The organism is Streptomyces hilarionis (assembly GCF_024539675.1).
Classification (GTDB): domain Bacteria; phylum Actinomycetota; class Actinomycetes; order Streptomycetales; family Streptomycetaceae; genus Streptomyces; species Streptomyces hilarionis.
The window spans coordinates 104,917-123,181 of record NZ_JAHHIT010000038.1 but is presented as its reverse complement, the minus strand read 5'-3'; the positions used below and the strand labels follow the sequence as shown (position 1 = coordinate 123,181).

The following is an 18,265-nucleotide window of genomic DNA, read 5'->3' as shown; positions in this document are numbered from 1 at the left end:
GGGCGACCGCCCGCCGGACCCCGGGTCCCGGCGGGCGGGCACCCGCTAGTCCACGCCCCGGATCCGCCCCACCAGCACCGCGCCCGCGAGGCCGACGACGGCGGCCACCAGGTACAGCATCCGGTAGCCGCCCAGATAGGTGACGATGGGCGCGGCGAGGGCGGGAGCGGCGACCTGGGGGAGCGAGTTGGCCACGTTGATGATGCCGAGGTCCTTGCCGCGGTCCCCGGCCGCGGGCAGCACGTCCGTCATCAGCGCGAAGTCGACCGAGGTGAACACGCCGAAGCCGATGCCCAGCACCGCCGCCGCGACGATCGCGCCCGGCCAGGTCTGCCAGGCCGCCAGCGCGGCCGTCGCCACCGCCATCAGCACGCCGGACCAGATCACGAACGGCTTGCGCCGTCCCACCCGGTCCGACCAGACGCCGCCGACGACGACCGTGGCCAGCAGCGTCAGCCCGTTCACCGCCGTCAGGATCAGCACGCCCTGCTCGGGGTCGGCGTGGTGCAGGCGGTCGCGCAGGTAGTACAGGAGGTACAGCAGCACCAGCGCGTTGCTCAGGTTCATCAGGAAGCGGGTCAGCCAGGCCCACCCGAGGTCGGGGTGGCGGCGCGGGCTCAGCCAGAAGCCGGCCGCGAAACCCCGCCAGGACCAGGCCGGCCGGTCCGTGTGCGACAGCCGCAGGTCCTCGTACCGCACGACGTAGGGCAGGACGCCGGCCAGCGTGAACACCGCGCACGCCGCGTACCCCGCCCCGACGCCGCCGGCGACCGTCGCGAGCCCGGTGCCGCCGACCACGCCCAGGATCTGCGCGGCGCCCAGCCAGCCGCCCACCGCACCCCGCTGGAGCCGGGGCACCTGGTCGGGGACGGCCGCCGTCACCGCGGCGAAGGCCGCGTTCAGGGTCAGCTGGACCAGACACCAGCCCAGCGCCATCGTCCACAGGCCGTCCGCGCCCGCGAGCAGCAGCAGGGACAGCGCGCCGCCCGCCGTTCCGGCCATGATCCACGGCGTGCGCCGGCCCCGCCGCGACGTCGTCCGGTCCGACAGGGCGCCGAAGAGCGGGTTGGCGGCCAGCGAGACGACCGCGCCGATCCCCGTCACCCAGGCGAGCATCGTCTCCTTCGACATGCCCGACCCGGGTGCGAAGTCCTCGGCCTGGGAGGCCAGCAGGATCTGAAGCGGGCCGTACCAGCCCACCCAGATCGCCCCGTTGGCCAGGGACAGGGCCGACGTCCAGCCCCGGCCGACCCGTTCGACGGGCTCGGCCAGCGCGGCCGCCGGGACGCTGTCCGCCGTCGTCATCCCCGGGTCCGCGTTCTCTGCGCGCCCAGCACGTCCCGCAGCCAGGCGTACGACGCCTTCGGGGTCCGCTCCTGCGTCGCGAAGTCGACGTGGACCAGGCCGAAGCGGCGGGCGTACCCCTCCGCCCACTCGAAGTTGTCCAGGAGCGACCACACGAAGTAGCCGCGCACGTCGACGCCCGCCTCCAGCGCCCGGTGCAGGGCGCGCAGGTGGCCGTCCAGGTAGGCGATGCGGGCCTGGTCGTCGAGGCCCTCGTAGGAGCAGCCGTTCTCGGTGATGACGACCGGCGGAAGGCGGTCGCCGTAGCGGTCCCGGAAGGTCGTCAGCAGCTCGGTGAGGCCCTCGGGGACCACCGGCCAGCCGAAGTCCGTCACCGGCACGCCCTCGATCTCCTGGACGGAGAAGGGCAGTTCGGCCGGCATGGTGATCCCGCCGAACTCGATCTCCGTGCCCTGCGGCGCGCCCACCCGGGTGGGCGCGTAGTAGTTGATCCCGTACCAGTCGAGCGGTTCGGAGATCACCTTCAGGTCGGCCGCCACGTCGCCCGGCATCAGGTCGCCGAGCCCCTCGGGGTACTCGCCCAGCAGCAGCGGTTCGGCGAACAGGCGGTTCAGCAGCACGTCGTAGAACGCCGCCGCCTCCAGGTCGGCCGGCTCCTGGGACGCGGGCCAGGTCGGGCCGTGGGAGTTGGCGATGCCGATGTCGCCGGCGCCGGCCGCGCGCAGCGCCTGCACGGCCAGCCCGTGGGCCAGGAGCTGGTGGTGGGCGACCGGCAGCGCGTCGAAGAGCAGCTGTTTGCCGGGGGCGTGGGTGCCGAGCGCGTGGCCGAGCAGGGTGTGCTCGGCGGGCTCGTTGAGGGTGATCCACTTCTGGACGCGGTCGCCCAGGCGGCCCACGACCGTTGAGGAGTACTCCGCGAACCGGGACGCCGTGTCCCGTTCCAGCCAGTCCAGGTCCACCGGCAGGTCCCAGTGGAAGAGGGTGGGGACCGGGCGCACGCCCGCTGCCAGCAGCTCGTCGACCAGACGGTCGTAGAAGTCCAGCCCGCCGGGGGAGTTCACCCGCGGCCAGGAGACCGAGAAGCGGTACGCGTCCACGCCGAGCCCGGCCAGGAGCGCCACGTCCTCGGTGTGACGGTGGTAGTGGTCGCACGCCACGGCGGCCGTCGAGCCGTCCTTGACCCGCCCCGGCTCGGCGGTGAAGGCGTCCCAGACGGACGGCTCGCGCGCGTCGGCCGCGCCCTCGATCTGATGGGCGGAGGTGGACACGCCCCACAGGAAGCCTGCCGGGAACGGGGGGATCGGGTGGGCCGCGGCACGCGGATCGTTCGCCATGGCGGGATCATCCTTACCGCTGGGTAAGGAAGTCAACGCCCCAGCGTGAACCGGTAGTTCGGACGGCGCGTCAGGGGCCGCTCACGCCCCTTCCTTCAGTACGCGCGCGATCAGCGTCCGCTGCTCCGCGGTGAGCCGGGGATCGGCCGCGTAGACCCGCTCGCCGTCCACGGTGATCTCGTAGCTGAAGCCGTCCGGAACCACCGGCGGGGGTGCGCCCCGGCCGCCGGCCACCGCCTGCTCGGCCAGGGCGTGCCACTCGCCGGCGTCGGGCCGCCCCGCCGTGTCCACCTCGGCCCTGCGCTCGATGCCCGCGAACCCGCCCGTGCGCCTCACCTGAATACGCATGGGTCCCTGTGTAGTACGGAACTACAGGATCCGCACCCCGACCTGCTCCCAGGCCTTCTTCACGGCCTGCGACTCGTCGCCGCCGTCGCCGAAGCGCTCGCGCGCGGCCTTCACGGTGAGTCCCGCGAAGTCGGTGAAGAAGGCCTTCTCCTCGAGCTCGCCGCCGGTCAGCACGTCGTACCAGATCTGACCCGCCTTCTCCCAGGCGTGGCCGCCCAGGGCGGTGGCGACGAGGTAGAACGCGTGGTTGGGGATGCCGGAGTTGATGTGGACGCCGCCGTTGTCGCGGCCGGTGCGGACGTAGTCGTCCATCGTCGCGGGCTGCGGGTCCTTGCCGAGGACGTCGTCGTCGTACGCGGTCCCCGGGGCCTTCATCGAGCGCAGGGCGGCGCCGGTGACGCCCGGGGCGAGCAGGCCCGCGCCGATCAGCCAGTCGGCCTCGGCGGCGGTCTGGCCGAGCGAGTACTGCTTGATGAGCGAGCCGAACACGTCGGACATCGACTCGTTGAGCGCGCCCGGCTGGCCGTAGTAGGTCAGGTTCGCCGTGTACTGCGTGACGCCGTGGGTGAGCTCGTGCCCGATCACGTCGACGGAGTTGGTGAAGTCGACGAAGATCTCGCCGTCACCGTCGCCGAACACCATCTGCTCGCCGTTCCAGAAGGCGTTGTTGTAGCCCTCGTCGTAGTGGACGCTGGCGTCCAGGGGCAGGCCGTCGCCGTCGATGGAGTGGCGTCGGTAGGCCTTGAGGTAGAGGTCGAAGGTGGCGCCGAGACCGGAGTAGGCGCGGTTGACGGTCGCGTCGCGGCCCGGTTCCTGGCCCTCGGAGCGGACCTTGCCGCCGGGCAGGTCGGTGCCGTGCGCGCAGTCGTAGATCGTCCGCAGCGGCTGGTCCGACGGCGCTTTCGCCGCGGGCGCGGCGGCCAGGCGGAACTCGGTGGTCACCCGGCGGCGGGCGCGCAGCTCGCTGTCGCGCAGCAGGGTGCGCCGGGCGGGACCGGAGAGTGCGGGGTCGTCGTTGCGCGCCAGCCGGTCGAGGACGTGCGGCGGTACGACGGTGCAGAAGACGGGCTCGGAGCCCCCGTGAGTCGTCATGTCCCGCACCCTTGCACTGTGTTATCTCCCTGTCACTACAGGCAACCATGATCGGTGAAAAACGGTGACAAACGCGGCAGATCACCGACCGCGAGTGGTATGGCACACGTTTTGTCCCCTTTTCCATGATTTCCCTGTCTCTGTTCCCGCCGGTCCCGCATACTGATACGGACCCGCGCGACCTCGGCGGCTCGGCTAAAGTGCGGAGCACTATGCGTTTCGGGCTGCTTCTCCTTAGCTGCCGCGGCGAGGGCCTGTAGTCGAGGCCGACCCCCTCCCCGCGGTGCTTGGTGTTGCGCGTCGGCCGTCTTCCGTCCGGAGACACTCCGGTCACCACGAGGAGCCAACGCCCCATGGCGAACCGCCAGCAGCCCAGCCAGATGCCGGTCCACAAGTACGGCCGGTACGACCAGGTCGACATCCCCGACCGCACCTGGCCGAACAACCGGATCACCGCCGCCCCCCGCTGGCTCTCCACCGACCTGCGCGACGGCAACCAGGCCCTGATCGACCCCATGTCGCCCGAGCGCAAGCGCCGGATGTTCGACCAGCTGGTCAAGATGGGCTACAAGGAGATCGAGGTCGGCTTTCCCGCCTCGGGTCAGACCGACTTCGACTTCGTGCGCTCGATCATCGAGGAAGAGGGCGCGATCCCGGACGACGTCACGATCTCCGTACTGACCCAGGCCCGTGAGGACCTGATCGAGCGGACCGTGGAGTCCCTGAAGGGCGCCCGGCGCGCGACCGTCCACCTGTACAACGCCACGGCCCCCGTCTTCCGCCGTGTGGTCTTCCGCGGCTCCAAGGACGACATCAAGCAGATCGCCGTCGACGGCACCCGCCTGGTCGTCGAGTACGCCGAGAAACTGCTGGGCCCCGAGACCGAGTTCGGCTACCAGTACAGCCCCGAGATCTTCACCGACACCGAGCTGGACTTCGCCCTGGAGGTCTGCGAGGCGGTGATGGACGTCTACCAGCCCGGCCCGGGCCGCGAGATCATCCTGAACCTGCCGGCCACCGTCGAGCGCTCGACGCCCTCCACCCACGCCGACCGCTTCGAGTGGATGAGCCGCAACCTCTCCCGCCGCGAGCACGTCTGCGTCTCGGTCCACCCGCACAACGACCGCGGCACCGCCGTCGCCGCCGCCGAGCTGGCGCTGATGGCCGGCGCCGACCGCGTCGAGGGCTGCCTGTTCGGACAGGGCGAGCGCACCGGCAACGTCGACCTGGTCACCCTGGGCATGAACCTGTTCTCCCAGGGCGTCGACCCGCAGATCGACTTCTCCGACATCGACGAGATCCGTCGCACGTGGGAGTACTGCAACCAGATGGAGGTCCACCCGCGCCACCCGTACGTGGGCGACCTGGTCTACACGTCCTTCTCCGGCTCCCACCAGGACGCCATCAAGAAGGGCTTCGACGCCATGGAGGCCGACGCGGCCGCGAAGGGCGTCACCGTCGACGACATCGAGTGGGCGGTCCCGTACCTGCCGATCGACCCGAAGGACGTCGGCCGGTCCTACGAGGCCGTCATCCGCGTCAACTCGCAGTCCGGCAAGGGCGGCATCGCCTACGTCCTGAAGAACGACCACAAGCTGGACCTGCCGCGCCGGATGCAGATCGAGTTCTCGAAGATCATCCAGGCCAAGACGGACGCCGAGGGCGGCGAGGTCACCGGCGGCGCCATCTGGTCGGTCTTCCAGGACGAGTACCTGCCGAACCCCGAGAACCCCTGGGGCCGCATCCAGGTCAGGAACGGCCAGTCGACCACCGACACCGACGGCGTGGACACCCTCAAGGTCGAGGCCACCGTCGACGGCGAGGACACCGTGCTGACCGGCTCCGGCAATGGTCCGATCTCGGCCTTCTTCGACGCCCTGCAGTCCGTCGGCATCGACGTACGGCTGCTGGACTACCAGGAGCACACGATGAGCGAGGGCGCCTCCGCGCAGGCCGCCTCGTACATCGAGTGCGCGATCGGCGACAAGGTCCTGTGGGGCATCGGCATCGACGCGAACACGACACGTGCGTCGCTGAAGGCGGTCGTCTCGGCCGTCAACCGCGCGACGCGCTGACCACCCTGACCGGCGGTTTGCGGACCCCGCTCGTCGACACCGACGAGCGGGGTCCCGCCTTTTTCGGCCACCGCCGCGTGGAGGTCACGGAAAGGTCTCGTCCTGGGTGCTGACTACACCTCTCCCCTGTGGCTAACATCACGCAGACGTGGCGATGTTGCCACGGGGTTACGGAGGTGCGACGTGCTGCCAGAACGGGGACGAGACGGCCGTGTCACCAGGCTTGCCCACATCCTGGGCACCCGCACCGCGTGGACGCCCGTCGGCGACGGCGAGTTCTTCTGCCCGGGCTGCGGCGGAGACCGCAACTACCTGCGGCTGACCGGACAGCGCCGCTTCACCGTCCTCGGCGTGCCGCTCGTGCCGCGCGGCGAGACCGGCCCGGTCGTCGAGTGCGCCGCCTGCCGGGACCACTACGGCACCGACGTCCTCGACCACCCCACCACCGTGCGCTTCTCGGCGATGCTGCGCGACGCCGTCCACACCGTCGCCCTCGCGGTCCTGTCCGCCGGCGGCGCCTGTTCCCGCACGTCCCTGGAGACCGCGGCGGGCGCGGTGCGTGCGGCCGGCTTCACCGACTGCACCGAGGAACAGCTCTCCGCGCTCGTCGACGCCCTCGCCTCCGACACCGGACGCAACTACGGCGAGTCCTACGGTCCCGGTCTCGCCATAGAGCTCCACGAGGCCCTCGACCCGCTCGCCGCCCACCTCGCGCCGGCCGGCCGCGAATCGATCCTGCTGCAGGGCGCCCGCATCGCCCTGGCCGACGGCCCGTACACCCCGGCCGAACGGGAGGTCCTCACCACGGTCGGCGCGGCCCTGACGATCTGCGCGGACGACGTGAGCCGCCTGCTCGCCGCCGCGGGAACCCCGTCCTGACCCGCCCGCGGCGCGCTCGCACGGGCGGCGGGCGCCGCGGACCCCGCCAGGGCCGGAGCGCTCCCGGAGTGCCGTAGCGCTCCCAGGCCGCCGCAGGGGCTCAGGGGCTCAGGGGCGTAGGAGACCGCCCTACGGCAGGGTCCGCTGGTAGGTGCTGTCCGTGTCGGAGTCGTAGACGAGCTTGCCCGCCGCGTCGTAGCCCTTGATGTGCGGGGCCAGCGTGACCTGCCGGTTCAGCATGCCCGCGGCGACGAACCACGGCCCGTCCAGGACGGCCGTCGCGCGGCTGCCCCCGTAGGAGACGGTCACCTTGGCGACCGACGGCTCCACCGTGCCGATGACCCCCCAGCGGAAGGGCAGCTTCCAGTGCCCCTTGTCGATGAACGACTGCTGGTAGAGCTTGCCCCCGTTGACGTCGGGCAGCACCGGACCCGCGTCCGGCGGACCGGCGTCGCTCGAGCTGACGCTGATGCCGGAGGCCTCCCCGCCCTCCAGGGTGCACACCACCCGGAAGCCGGCCGGCTTCTCCTTCACCGCGACGACGTTGATGCCGTCGCCCGCGCTGTTGGAGTCCCCGGTCTTCTTGAGCGCCAGGACGATCCGGTAGTCCTTGGCCTTGCCCAGACCACGGGCGCTGCCGGGGGGCGCGCTCTCGGCGCGCAGACATGCCTTCAGCCCCTGCGCCGCCTGCTCGAAGGTGATGCCGTCGAGCAACTGCCCCTTCGTGGCGGGCCGCGCCGGGTCGTCCGGCGCCGAGGACGGCTTCGCCGCAGGGGCGTGCGGGGCGCTCACCGACGGGTTCGGCGCGGCGGTGTCGGCGCCCCGGCCCCCGCCCCCGCCGTTCACCGCGTAGGCGCCCACCGGCACCGCGGCCAGCGCCGCCAGCACCGCCCCGGTCACCGCCACGCGCCGCCGCCGCTCGGCCAGTCCCCGCCGCCGGATCGCCGGATAGGGCGCCGACGAGGGGTGAATCGTGTACGCGTCCTTCGCGAGGATCTCACGCATCCATTCCTCCAACTCTCCTTGTTCGTACGACTCGTTCATCCACGGACTCCTAGCGGCTGCGACTGCGGCTGCGACGGCGGCGACGGCGGCGGCTGGGTCCGGGGTCGCGGCCCCGGCCGCGCCCCGCCGTCGGGCGTCGCGCGGCCTGCGGCCAGCCCCGGATACGAGCGCAGCTTCGCCAGCCCCTTCGACGCCTGGCTCTTGACCGTGCCCTGCGAGCAGCCCAGCACCTCGGCCACCTCCGCCTCCGACAGGTCCTCCCAGTACCGCAGCACCACCACCGCCCTTTGCTTCGGCGGGAGTTGGGCCAGCCCGGCCATCAGGGAGCCCCGCTCCTCGATCCGCCCCGCGCCCTCGTCCCGGCCCGCGCGCTCGGGCGGCGCCGCGGTCAGCGCCTCGACGACCCTCCGCTTGCGGAACCGGTCGCTGTTGCAGCTGACGAGCATCCGCCGGACGTAGGCCTCCGGGTTGTCGCTGCGCGATATCCGCCGCCACGACCGGTACGCCTTCGCCAGCGCGGTCTGCGTCAGGTCCTCCGCGTGATGGACGTCGCCCGTGAGCAGATAGGCGGTCCGCACGAGCCGGGACCAACGGGCTCTGACGAACTCCTGGAACCGGTCCTCTTGTTCGGCCTGCATCAAGCACCCTCCTCGCCCTCCAGACCACCGGTCGGGCGGAATCGGTTGCCCGGCATCCGTCACGGGGTTCGAATGGAGTGATGGAGAACGATGCGTGGGCCTGGTGCGCCACCGACCCCGGAGTGCTGCGACTGCCGTCCGGCCGCCTGGTCCGCGGCCGCGGCCTGCGCCACCCCCTGGACCCCGCGGCGCCGTCCCCGGCCTACGGCCTCTACCTCCTCGGCGCGCGCCCCGAGCGGCCCGCCTGGGAGTCCCGCTGGGTCCGCTGGCCCGACTTCCGCCTCCCCGCCGACCGCCGGGACGCCCGCGCCGCCCTCACCGACGCGTGGCGCCGCGCGGCCGACGAACGCGTCGAGATCGCCTGCCACGGAGGCCGCGGCCGCACCGGCACGGCCCTGGCCTGCCTGGCGGTCCTGGACGGCGTGCCCCCCGAGAAGGCGGTGCGCTACGTCCGCGACCACTACCACCCACGCGCGGTGGAGACGCCTTGGCAGCGGGGGTATGTGCGGGGGTTCACAGCTCCAGGGTCATGAGGACGCGGTCCTCGCCGTTGCCGTAGTAGTCCTTGCGGGAAGCGCCGTCGTCCTGCACGAAGCCCAGGGACTTGTAGAGCGCGATCGCCCGGTGGTTGTCCGGCTTGACCGCCAGCCGGGCGGTACGCGCCCCCTCCGCCCTGAGTTTCCCCAGGGCTTCCTTCATCAGTTGCCGGGCCAGCCCCTGCCGGCGCACCCCGGGGGCGACGCCGAGGGTCAGGATCCAGCCCTGGCCCCCGGCCGGCGGAGTCGCCAGCACGTACCCGCACAGCCGCTCGTCGTCGTGGACCACGAACAGGTGGTCGGCGAGCGCGTCGAGGAACTGTCGCAGGACGAAGTGCGGATAGGGGAGGCCCGGGAACACCTCCTTGTCCAGGAGGGTGATGTCGTACATGTCCGTCTCGAGGGCGGTGCGTACCCGTAGGGACGGGCGAGTGGCTGGCATCGAACCAGAATTGCCCAGCGGTTCGGGCCGTTCAAGTACCGGCAGCGACGCTGTCGGACCGAGTGCTGCCGTGCGCCCCCGGTGCCTCTTCCGTCCGGCCGCAATCGGAATCGGCGCAGACCGGGGATCGAGCCTATTGATACCGTGGGGCATGTCTTTGGGATCATCGGGTAAACCAGGGCAGTTGAACGCAGAGGCACGATGGGACGCCTTCGACCCCGTGGCCTACGTCCGGAAGAACTACCGCACCCTGCTACCGGTCGACTCGGAGATCATGTCGATCGTCCGCGCCCACTTCAGTGATCATTTCCGTCGATCGCCGGGTGGTCGCCTGCGGGGCATCGACGTGGGCGCGGGGGCCAATCTCTATCCCACCTTCACGATGCTCCCGTGGTGCGACGAGATCACCTTGCTGGACCGGGCGACGCCGAACCTGCATTACCTGAAGCAGCAGTTCGACCGCCACGACCACGGCTGGGACGCCTTCTGGCGGGTGCTGTGCCAGGAAGACGCCTATGCCCAGATGGCGGACGGGCCCTGGAAGCGGTTCGGCGAAGTGGCCCAGGTCGAGCAGGGCGACATCTTCGCGCTGGTGGACCGGCCCGAGCAGTGGCAGATCGGAACCATGTTCTTCGTCGCCGAATCCCTTTCCACCTCCTACGAGGAGTTCCAGGAAGGCGTGGAGTGCTTTTTGCGCTCCCTCACTCCTGGCGCGCCCTTCGCGGCGGCGTTCATGGAACATTCCGAGGGCTACTGGGTGGGCGAAACCCCGTTCCCCGCCTGTGACGTGAGTGAATCCGACATCCGCGACAGCATCGACGGATATGCCGAGCGCCTGCGGATCTACCGCGTGGGCGAGCCGGGAGAGGTGCGCCCGGGATACACCTCCATGATCCTTGCTTGCGGATTCCGCCGAACGGGTAACTCCTGAACGGCCCTGCCGGCGGGGGCGAAGCGATCTGTGAGGGGACACAGAATGCAGATCAAGCCGCGTCAGCACCTGCTGGACATGTGGCAGGCCTTCGCCCGGCATTCCTTCGACGGCGGCGCATGGTCCTGGGGCGATCACGGCGGACACAGCAGCGTGGCGGACGCGGAGCGACTCCTCTGCCTCCTGTACCCCGCCACGGAGATCCCCGCGCTCCGGCTGGACGCCCCGGACACCACGGAGCCGGACGTCCTCAGGGCGCTCAGGAACGTGGGCGACTCCGGCGACATCCCCCTGCGGCTCCTGGAGATCCTCGGCGACTTCATGGACAGGCACCGGAGCGAGGACGGCCCCGGTTTCGCGGGCGGGGACTACTTCGCCCCGGAGGATCCCGACCGGGAACTGTCGCCCGAACAAAGAGGAGTCGACGTCGTCGACTCCTACTCCATGTCGGTGAGCCTGTGCCTGGCGACGCTCCACTTCTGCCGGGTGTTCAGGGGCAGAACCCGCCGGGCTTCCACCCTGGCCCGCATCGAGCGGCTCGTACAGGACGCGGGCGCCCGACTCACCGCGGCGATGGTGGGCCTGCTGCGCTCCTTCACCGTCGACGTCGTCGACATCTCCTCGGACCAGGGCCAGGCGCTCGCCCGGCTCCTGGGCCGGGGCAGACTGTCCGACCGTCAGGTCCTGCAACGCTTCCAGCGCCGGTTCACGTCACTGCGCGCACTGATCACCGAGAGCATCAGACTCGGCCTGGACGCCGACGTCCGGGACCAGTTGCGGGACGAGAACCGCCTGTTCGAGTGCGGATGGGCGTGGACCGTGGTGAAGGGCGCGCCCGAGATCGAACTGGATCCGGAGACCGCCGCTGCCGTCGGCGCACAGCCCCGGGGCCTCGCCCACCCCACCCCCTACCTCCATTTCACCGTCGTCGCCCTCGACGGCATCATCGACCTCTTCTCCGAGCGCACACTCGTCCTCGGACTGCTCACCGCCGAACAGCAGAAACTGAGCGACGCGCTGCGGCTGCGCTGGGAACTCACCCAGCAGTACTGGTCCGGCATCGCCCTCTTCGACGACGGCGTCTGGCCACTGGAGGACATCCCCTGGCGCACGACGCTCCAGCGGCTGGAGTCGGAGTACTTCTCCCTCACCGTCGTCTCCGTTCTCGTCCACGACCGGATGCGCCGTCCCTTCACCGACCACGACCTCCCTCGCGTCATCGGCGTCGTGGAACGCCTCGCCGAGCGCGGCGGGATCACCGGGGGCGCCGGTCGCGATCCGGCGCACAGCCTGCACAAGCCCGGCGTCACCATGCCGCTGCTCGGCAGCGAGGCCCTGGGACCGGCCATGACGTGGACGATGAACGACTTCTCCACGCAGCTGCTCAAGCGCACCGTTCAACTCTGCTGTCTCTCCCGGGACATCACCTCGACGGACCGGCTGCTCAGACTCGCCGAGGGCATCCTCGACCACGTGTGGGGGCGCCGCATCACGGAGGGGGAGGGCGTCGGACTCTGGGACCACGTGCCGCTCGCCCGGACCTCCCGCCCCGTCGGCCGGGGGCCGCTGTCCTGGGGCATCACCGAGCGCGTCGCCGAGTGCATGGTGGCCGCGCACCACCTGTACTCCCGGCTCCCGATCCCGAGTCCCAGACTCTCCGAGCAGGCACGGGACCTGATCAGCGAGGCGAGGCACCTCCTCGGCCGAGAGCAGGAGGGACATCCCCCGCCGGCCCCCAAGAGCCCCCAGGACGAGGAGATCAAGCGCATCGAGGCCGACCTGCGCCGCGCCCGGAACCTGGTCGAGGCCCAGCCGGGCACCGCCTGCGCACTGGCCGCGAGGGTCATGGAACGGCTCGACGCCCTCGCCCGAGCCCGGGGGGTGTGAGTCGTGCTCGTGTTCGCCGCCTCCGACAAGGGAGGCACCGGCCGCTCCGTCACCAGCGCCAACCTCGCCTACCACCGCGCACTGGACGGGGACGACGTCTGCTTCCTGGACTTCGACTTCGGATCCCCCACCGCCGCCGCCGTGTTCGACGTGCCCGACGCCTTCTCCGAGGCCGAGGGGCACGGCCTGCACACGTATCTGCGGGGCGGCGTCGGCGAACCGTCGCGGGTCGACGTCTGGAGCCGCACGGAACACCCCGACCTGCGCGACCGGTTCGGCCCAGTCGGCCGGCTCGTCCTCATCCCCGGCGACCGCACGGGCGGGGAATTCGTCACCGACGAGGAGAACCTCCACCGCTGCGTCGATCTCGTCCTGCGTCTCCAGCGCGAGTTCGACGTCATCGTCGTGGACCTGAGCGCAGGGCGCAGTTACGCCATGGAGCTGGTACTCGCCGCCACCTCGCCCCGCGGCGGTCTCGGCGGCCTGAGACACCGCTGGCTCGTCTACCACCGCTGGACCCGCCAGCACGTGAGGGCGGCAGCCGAACTGGTCCACGGGAGACAGGGCCTGGCGGCGGCCGGCACGGCGATGGGCCACGGATCCGACACGCTCACCGGCTCGATCCGTTTCGTCCGGGCGGCCGTGCCCGACCTGGATGCCCCCATGTGGTCGCAGGTCTCGCCCGCGCAGTACGCGTGGATGCGGCAGTGCGACAGGAGCCTTGAGGAACTGGCCGCGGCCTGCGGGGTCGGCCGGAGCAGGATGCTCGCGTCGATCCCGCTGGAGCCCGTCCTGCAGTGGCAGGAGCGGCTCATCACCGACGAGGACGTCCACGACCGCAGGATCGCGACCGTCGAGACCTGGCAGGCCATGGCACACCTCGCGCGGAAGGTGACCGACGACAGGTGCTGGGAGCCGTCGTGAACCGTGACCCCGTCTTCCGGGAGACCAGCGCCGACCCGCGTACGGAGTCCGTGCCCTACTCCCACCTCTCCCTCGAACTGGGCCACCTGTACATGGAGGACTTCGCCGAAGGAGGCCACCGGCTCCGCCGCCACTTCGAGACCGTGCGGCCCTGGGCGGACGCCGCCCGGGCCGGCGTCGGCCGGCTGTCCGGGGCCCGACAGCCCCGCGTCAGCACCTGCTTCCTGATCGACGACTACTTCTCCCGGCGCTCCACCCCCGCCGAGCTGATCCCACCCCTGCTGGAGGCGGCGGACGACGCGGGGCTGACCATCGACTACCTGGCCCGTGAGTCCGGCTGCGCCGCAGCAGCCCCCGGGCGAGGGGACGGCGCCGGACCCGCGGAATCCGTCCTGCACCGGCTGGTGGAGTCCCCGCCGCCCGGCAGCAACGGCTTCCGGCCGCCCGTCAGCCGCACCGGCTGGCTCGCCAACGGCCGGCGCGCCCCCGCGCGGCGCACCTCCGCCGCGCTCGACCCCGCCGGAGCCGTCTGGCAGCCGCCCGGCGAGACCGGCGCACGCGGTCACTCCGTCTTCGTGGACGTCGAACTGTGGAACGGCCACGAGGACGAACGCACCTGGTCCTGCGCCTTCCTCGCCTCGGTCTGGCAACTGGTCCGCCTGGGACTGCTGCGCGACCGGGGAAGGGCGGTGCTCACCCCCGCCCCCTGGGACGGCGAGGGGTTCCCCGCCGAGTGGGACGCGCTGCCGCCCGTCCTGCGCCTCGAGCCGCATGCCGCGCCCTTCGCGGCGTACGTCACCTGCAGCGTGCTCCCCGTGCGCTTCCTGCCCGTCGAGCACGCCGTGCGCGTGGTCCTCGACCAGGTCCATGTGGAGGCCGACGTGCTCGGGCAGGTCGCCGAGCGGTCCGCGCAGGAGGGCTTCGCCGTTCCCGAGGAAGTGGTGGAACGCGCCTCCTACGTCTTCCCGCCGGGGCTGTGACGTGGACGGCCTGGGCGATCCCGCCGGCCCGGTCCTCGTCTGCGGCGAGGTGCGCACCTGTCTGCTGTCCACCCGCGACGCGGTGGACGAGCGGGTCGCGGTGGCCCTGTTGCGGCTGCGCGCCGACGACAGCGTCCGGGTCTCGCGGCACCCCAACCGCCATACCGTCTCCCCGGACGTCCTCACCGGCGTCGACTGCCGGCTGCCCACCGCCACCGGCGTCCGCACCCGTGCCGTGGGCACCGTGACGGCCCGCGCGACGCTCACCGAGGGCCGCGTCCTGCAGTCCACGGCGTACTTCGGCGCGCCCGCCGCCGGTCCCGACCGCCGTCGGCCGTGGGGCTACTACCTCGTCCGGCCCGGGTCCGTCCTGCCGGTCGGGTCCTTGCCCGGGAAGGCGGCCGAAGGCTTCCTCGCGGGCGTCCGGCCCGGCGAGCTGGACGTCGGCGCCGTCGCCGGGGGACTGCTGGCGAGGATCTCCCGGAACCACCGGTTCCTCGACCACGACCCTCCGCTCACCACCGCCGACACCGTTCTGCGTTGGACGGCGGAGGCCGCCGACGGGCAGCGGACGGCCCTGCGGTTCACCAAGGCCGAGGCGGGCCTGCGCGTCGTCGAACTGCGGCTGCCCCGCGGTACGGCCCCCTCAGCGGCGGCCGGGCTGTGCGAGGACCTCGCCCTGCACGACTGGCTGCTGACGACCGTGGCCGACAAGCTCGACGGCCTGCGCGCCGGTTCGCAGGACGAGCGGACCCTGCTGAGGACCCTGCGTCCGCTCGTGGACCATCTGCTGCACCTGTGGATGCCGCGGGCCCGCACCGAGCGCGCCCTGCACCCGGTCTGGGAGGAACTGGACGAGAACTCCGGCTACAGCAGGCAGTGGAACGCACTGGCGCAACGCGTCCGCGACCAACTCGCCCTCAGGGCAATTGTGTTGCGGATTCAGGTGCCGGGGCCGCCGTGACCGGGAACCATCTACGCACACCTGGCGGGGAGGGGCGGGCATGGACGGAGAACCGGGCACACCGGGGCCGGGCACGAGGACCGGCGTGCAGATAGCGCCCGTGGTGCTCAAGACGCTGGTCACCGTGGTCGTGGGCACGGTCGCCTACATCGTCACCAACCTGATCGACCAGTCGCAGGACGAACTGTGGAAGCTCGCGATGTCCATCGTCATCGGGGGCTCGGCGCTGATCGTGCAGTACATGGTCGACTTCGAGAAGCGCCTGGGCGCGGTGGAGGCGGGCCAGCGCACCCAGACGCGAGAGCTGCACGACCACTACACCCGGCTCAGTGACGCCGCCGGGCTCCTCCAGGAGCTCGACGAGGTCGGCATGAGCACCGACGACGTCAAGCGGCTGGTCAAGGGCGCGACCCAGGTGGGCCTGCACGGCACGGACCTCGTGAAGGACTTCGCCCGCGCCGAGATCAAGAGCCTCGCCTCGGTCGTCACGGACCTCACCGGAAGGACCGCCCACTGGCAGCGGGACAACAACGAGTGGCTCATCGGCCTCACCAAGATCGCCCGACACACGATCGACGCCACGAGCAGCTCCGTCGACCGGCCGTTCTGGGACACCGACCCCGCGGGGCCCTACCTGGACGCGCAGATCGAGGCGATGCGACGCCGTCAGGTCACCATCCGCCGCCTCTTCATGATCAGGGCGTCCGAGGAGCGCGACGAACAGTTCATGGAGCGGTTCAGGGACCTCTGTCAGGAACAGCGGGACCTGGACATCAACGTGCGCTTCATGGTCCTCCCCGAGCAGCGGCGGCGCACGGGACCGGCGACGAGAGACGTCGTGATCTTCGACCACGCCCTCTGTCTCGAATACACCACGGACAACCAGGGCGGAAACGTCCGGACCCGGCTCGACGCGATCACGGACAGCGTGGGTGACGAGGTCAGTCGCTTCGACACGCTGTGGGCGGCGGCCAGGGAGCCGAGCCCCAGCCCCGCCCCGCCGGCGCCCCGACCGCACTGACCGCTCAGCCCAGCACCTCCGCCACCACCCCCGCCGTCTCGACGATCAGGGCGTGGTCGTAGGGGGCCGCCCGGTCGGGCTTGGTGAGTTGGACGGCCAGGACGACGGGGGCGCCGTCCGGGGTCCAGGCGATGCCGGCGTCGTTGTTCGCGCCGTAGGAGCCGCCGCCGGTCTTGTCGGCGATCGTCCAGGTCGGGGGCAGGCCGGCGCGGAAGCGGTTGGCGCTGGTGACCGTGCCGAGCATCCAGTCGGTCAGGCGGCGCCGGTCGGGGGCGCACAGGGCGTCGCCGAGGACCAGTCGGCCGTAGGTGCGCGCGATCGCGTACGGGCTCGTGGTGTCCGTCACCCGCCCGGGCTCGGCCGAGTTGAGGTCCGGCTCCCAGCGGTCGAGGCGGGTGACGCGGTCGCCGACGGAACGCGCGAAGCGGGTGACCGCCGCGGGGCCGCCCAGCTCACGCAGCAGCAGGTTGCCGGCCGTGTTGTCGCTGTGCTGGATGGCCGCGGCGGACAGCTCGGCGATCGTCATGCCGTCGGACACGTGGTCCTTGGTGATCTCCGAGTTCTCCACCACGTCGTCGGCCGTGTAGTGGACGCGGCGGTCCAGCGCGGACGCGGGCAGGTCCCGCAGCACGGCCGCCACCGCCAGCGTCTTGAACAGCGAACAGACCGGGAACAGCTCGTCGGCGCGGTGGCGGATCCGGCGGCGGGTGCGGACGTTGTAGGCGAAGACGCCGAGCCGGGCGCCGTGCCGGGACTCCAGGTCGCGCAGGCGCGCGGTGACGGGGTCGGCCGGGTCGGCGGCGGCCCGCGCGGGGCCGGCGGCCAGCAGGGCGGCGCCGGCGCCCGCGCCGGCGGTGAGCAGGGTGCGGCGGGTGGTCGAGGCTGAGATCGTTCTCTCCGTCCGTCGGGAACACAGAAGTCGTTTCCCTGTACACGGACGCCCGCGCCCGCGCCTCCGGTTGCGTGCGCCCGCCACGGGATCCCGGCGGGCGGACACACCACCCTCCCGGCGTAGGCGAGAATGGGGCCATGAGCCTGTTCCGCGACGACGGCATCGTGCTGCGCCCCCGAGAGCCGGGGGAGGCAGGGCGCGCCGTGCCGCGTCCGGCCGGCGCAGGGCGGTCCCGGCGGGCCCTGGGCGGCGGTGCGCGATGAGTCTCTTCCGGGACGACGGGATCGTCCTGCGGACCCAGAAGCTGGGCGAGGCGGACCGCATCATCACGCTGCTGACGCGCGGGCACGGGCGGGTGCGGGCCGTGGCGCGCGGGGTGCGGCGGACGAAGTCCAAGTTCGGGGCCCGCCTCGAACCGTTCTCCCACGTCGACGTGCAGTTCTTCGCCCGGGGCAGCAGCGAACTCGTCGGCCGGGGCCTGCCGCTGTGCACCCAGAGCGAGATCATCGCCCCCTACGGCGGCGGCATCGTGACCGACTACGCCCGCTACACGGCGGGCACGGCCATGCTGGAGACCGCCGAGCGGTTCACCGACCACGAGGGCGAACCGGCCGTGCAGCAGTACCTGCTGCTCGTGGGGGCGCTGCGGACCCTGGCCCGCGGTGAGCACGCCCCGCACCTGGTCCTGGACGCGTTCCTGCTGCGCTCGCTGGCCGTCAACGGGTACGCGCCCAGCTTCGGCGACTGCGCCAGGTGCGGGATGCCGGGGCCCAACCGGTTCTTCTCCGTCGCCGCCGGCGGCTCGGTCTGCGCCGACTGCCGGGTGGCCGGCAGCGTCGTGCCCTCGCCGCAGACCCTGGTCCTCCTCGGCGCGCTGCTCACGGGAGACTGGGAGACGGCGGACGCGTGCGAGCCGCGCCACGTCCGGGAGGGCAGCGGGCTGGTGTCCGCCTATCTGCACTGGCATCTGGAGCGCGGGCTGCGCTCCCTTCGGTATGTGGAAAAGTGAAGG

The 18,265-nt window shown here is 71.8% G+C and carries 18 protein-coding genes; 10 read left to right on the top strand and 8 right to left on the bottom strand.

Annotated elements, in window-relative coordinates:
- Positions 1–45: 45 nt before the first annotated feature.
- The 4 genes from KMS84_RS07405 to KMS84_RS07390 all read right to left on the bottom strand — a co-directional run bounded on the left by KMS84_RS07405 (position 46) and on the right by KMS84_RS07390 (position 4,079).
- Positions 46–1,305: an MFS transporter gene (locus tag KMS84_RS07405; RefSeq protein ID WP_256915262.1), complete on the bottom strand. Its 1,260-nt coding sequence runs from the start codon at positions 1,303–1,305 to the stop codon at positions 46–48.
- On the bottom strand, positions 1,302–2,639 hold the full coding sequence (locus tag KMS84_RS07400; RefSeq protein WP_256915261.1) for a GH1 family beta-glucosidase: 1,338 nt from the start codon (positions 2,637–2,639) through the stop codon (positions 1,302–1,304). The genes KMS84_RS07405 and KMS84_RS07400 overlap by 4 nt, the downstream gene beginning before the upstream one ends.
- 81 nt (positions 2,640–2,720) lie before the next feature.
- Complete coding sequence (locus KMS84_RS07395) at positions 2,721–2,987, bottom strand: protealysin inhibitor emfourin (protein WP_256915260.1); 267 nt, start codon at positions 2,985–2,987, stop codon at positions 2,721–2,723.
- 21 nt (positions 2,988–3,008) lie between these two features.
- On the bottom strand, positions 3,009–4,079 hold the full coding sequence (locus tag KMS84_RS07390) for a M4 family metallopeptidase (RefSeq protein WP_256915259.1): 1,071 nt from the start codon (positions 4,077–4,079) through the stop codon (positions 3,009–3,011).
- A 353-nt stretch (positions 4,080–4,432) separates the two neighbouring features.
- Here KMS84_RS07390 and leuA point away from each other — a divergent pair, with 353 nt between their 5' ends.
- Together leuA and KMS84_RS07380 are read left to right on the top strand one after the other, a co-directional pair.
- Positions 4,433–6,154, top strand: coding sequence for a 2-isopropylmalate synthase (leuA, locus tag KMS84_RS07385; RefSeq protein ID WP_256915258.1), 1,722 nt, complete (start codon positions 4,433–4,435; stop codon positions 6,152–6,154).
- A 183-nt stretch (positions 6,155–6,337) separates the two neighbouring features.
- Entirely contained in the window at positions 6,338–7,033 is a 696-nt protein-coding gene (locus KMS84_RS07380; RefSeq protein WP_256915257.1) for a tellurite resistance TerB family protein, read from the top strand.
- Positions 7,034–7,162: 129 nt separating this feature from the next.
- Here the strand turns inward: KMS84_RS07380 and KMS84_RS07375 are convergent, their stop codons facing one another.
- Positions 7,163–8,077: a hypothetical protein gene (locus KMS84_RS07375; RefSeq protein WP_256915256.1), complete on the bottom strand. Its 915-nt coding sequence runs from the start codon at positions 8,075–8,077 to the stop codon at positions 7,163–7,165.
- Positions 8,074–8,676 carry a SigE family RNA polymerase sigma factor gene (locus KMS84_RS07370; RefSeq protein WP_256915255.1) on the bottom strand — a complete coding sequence of 201 codons (603 nt, stop codon included), beginning with the start codon at positions 8,674–8,676 and terminating at the stop codon, positions 8,074–8,076. Before KMS84_RS07370 ends, KMS84_RS07375 begins: the two co-directional genes overlap by 4 nt.
- An 80-nt stretch (positions 8,677–8,756) precedes the next feature.
- Here KMS84_RS07370 and KMS84_RS07365 point away from each other — a divergent pair, with 80 nt between their 5' ends.
- Positions 8,757–9,209, top strand: coding sequence for a protein-tyrosine phosphatase family protein (locus KMS84_RS07365; protein ID WP_256915254.1), 453 nt, complete (start codon positions 8,757–8,759; stop codon positions 9,207–9,209).
- Here the strand turns inward: KMS84_RS07365 and KMS84_RS07360 are convergent.
- Positions 9,190–9,654 carry a GNAT family N-acetyltransferase gene (locus tag KMS84_RS07360; protein WP_256915253.1) on the bottom strand — a complete coding sequence of 155 codons (465 nt, stop codon included), beginning with the start codon at positions 9,652–9,654 and terminating at the stop codon, positions 9,190–9,192. The genes KMS84_RS07365 and KMS84_RS07360 overlap by 20 nt on opposite strands.
- Before the next feature lie 184 nt (positions 9,655–9,838).
- On the opposite strand from KMS84_RS07360, the gene KMS84_RS07355 reads away from it, so the two are divergent.
- Genes KMS84_RS07355 through KMS84_RS07330 form a run of 6 tightly spaced genes read left to right on the top strand, consistent with a single transcriptional unit; the run spans position 9,839 to position 16,361 of the window.
- Positions 9,839–10,585 (top strand): SCO2525 family SAM-dependent methyltransferase, encoded by a 747-nt coding sequence (locus KMS84_RS07355; RefSeq protein ID WP_256915252.1) that lies wholly within the window; start codon positions 9,839–9,841, stop codon positions 10,583–10,585.
- A gap of 45 nt (positions 10,586–10,630) precedes the next feature.
- The gene (locus KMS84_RS07350) at positions 10,631–12,472 is read left to right on the top strand and encodes an SCO2524 family protein (RefSeq protein WP_256915251.1); all 1,842 of its coding nucleotides are present in this window, start codon (positions 10,631–10,633) and stop codon (positions 12,470–12,472) included.
- A gap of 3 nt (positions 12,473–12,475) precedes the next feature.
- The gene (locus KMS84_RS07345) at positions 12,476–13,396 is read left to right on the top strand and encodes an SCO2523 family variant P-loop protein (protein ID WP_256915250.1); all 921 of its coding nucleotides are present in this window, start codon (positions 12,476–12,478) and stop codon (positions 13,394–13,396) included.
- Complete coding sequence (locus tag KMS84_RS07340) at positions 13,393–14,376, top strand: SCO2522 family protein (RefSeq protein ID WP_256915249.1); 984 nt, start codon at positions 13,393–13,395, stop codon at positions 14,374–14,376. Before KMS84_RS07345 ends, KMS84_RS07340 begins: the two co-directional genes overlap by 4 nt.
- 1 nt (position 14,377) lies before the next feature.
- Positions 14,378–15,340 carry an SCO2521 family protein gene (locus tag KMS84_RS07335; RefSeq protein ID WP_256915248.1) on the top strand — a complete coding sequence of 321 codons (963 nt, stop codon included), beginning with the start codon at positions 14,378–14,380 and terminating at the stop codon, positions 15,338–15,340.
- 40 nt (positions 15,341–15,380) lie between these two features.
- Positions 15,381–16,361, top strand: a complete 981-nt coding sequence (locus KMS84_RS07330; protein ID WP_256915247.1) for a hypothetical protein — start codon at positions 15,381–15,383, stop codon at positions 16,359–16,361.
- A gap of 4 nt (positions 16,362–16,365) precedes the next feature.
- On the opposite strand, the gene bla is transcribed toward KMS84_RS07330, so the two are convergent.
- Positions 16,366–17,277, bottom strand: coding sequence for a class A beta-lactamase (bla, locus tag KMS84_RS07325; RefSeq protein ID WP_438818909.1), 912 nt, complete (start codon positions 17,275–17,277; stop codon positions 16,366–16,368).
- Positions 17,278–17,512: 235 nt separating this feature from the next.
- Here bla and recO point away from each other — a divergent pair, with 235 nt between their 5' ends.
- Positions 17,513–18,262 carry a DNA repair protein RecO gene (gene recO, locus KMS84_RS07320; RefSeq protein ID WP_057574747.1) on the top strand — a complete coding sequence of 250 codons (750 nt, stop codon included), beginning with the start codon at positions 17,513–17,515 and terminating at the stop codon, positions 18,260–18,262.
- The last annotated feature ends 3 nt before the right edge of the window (positions 18,263–18,265 follow it).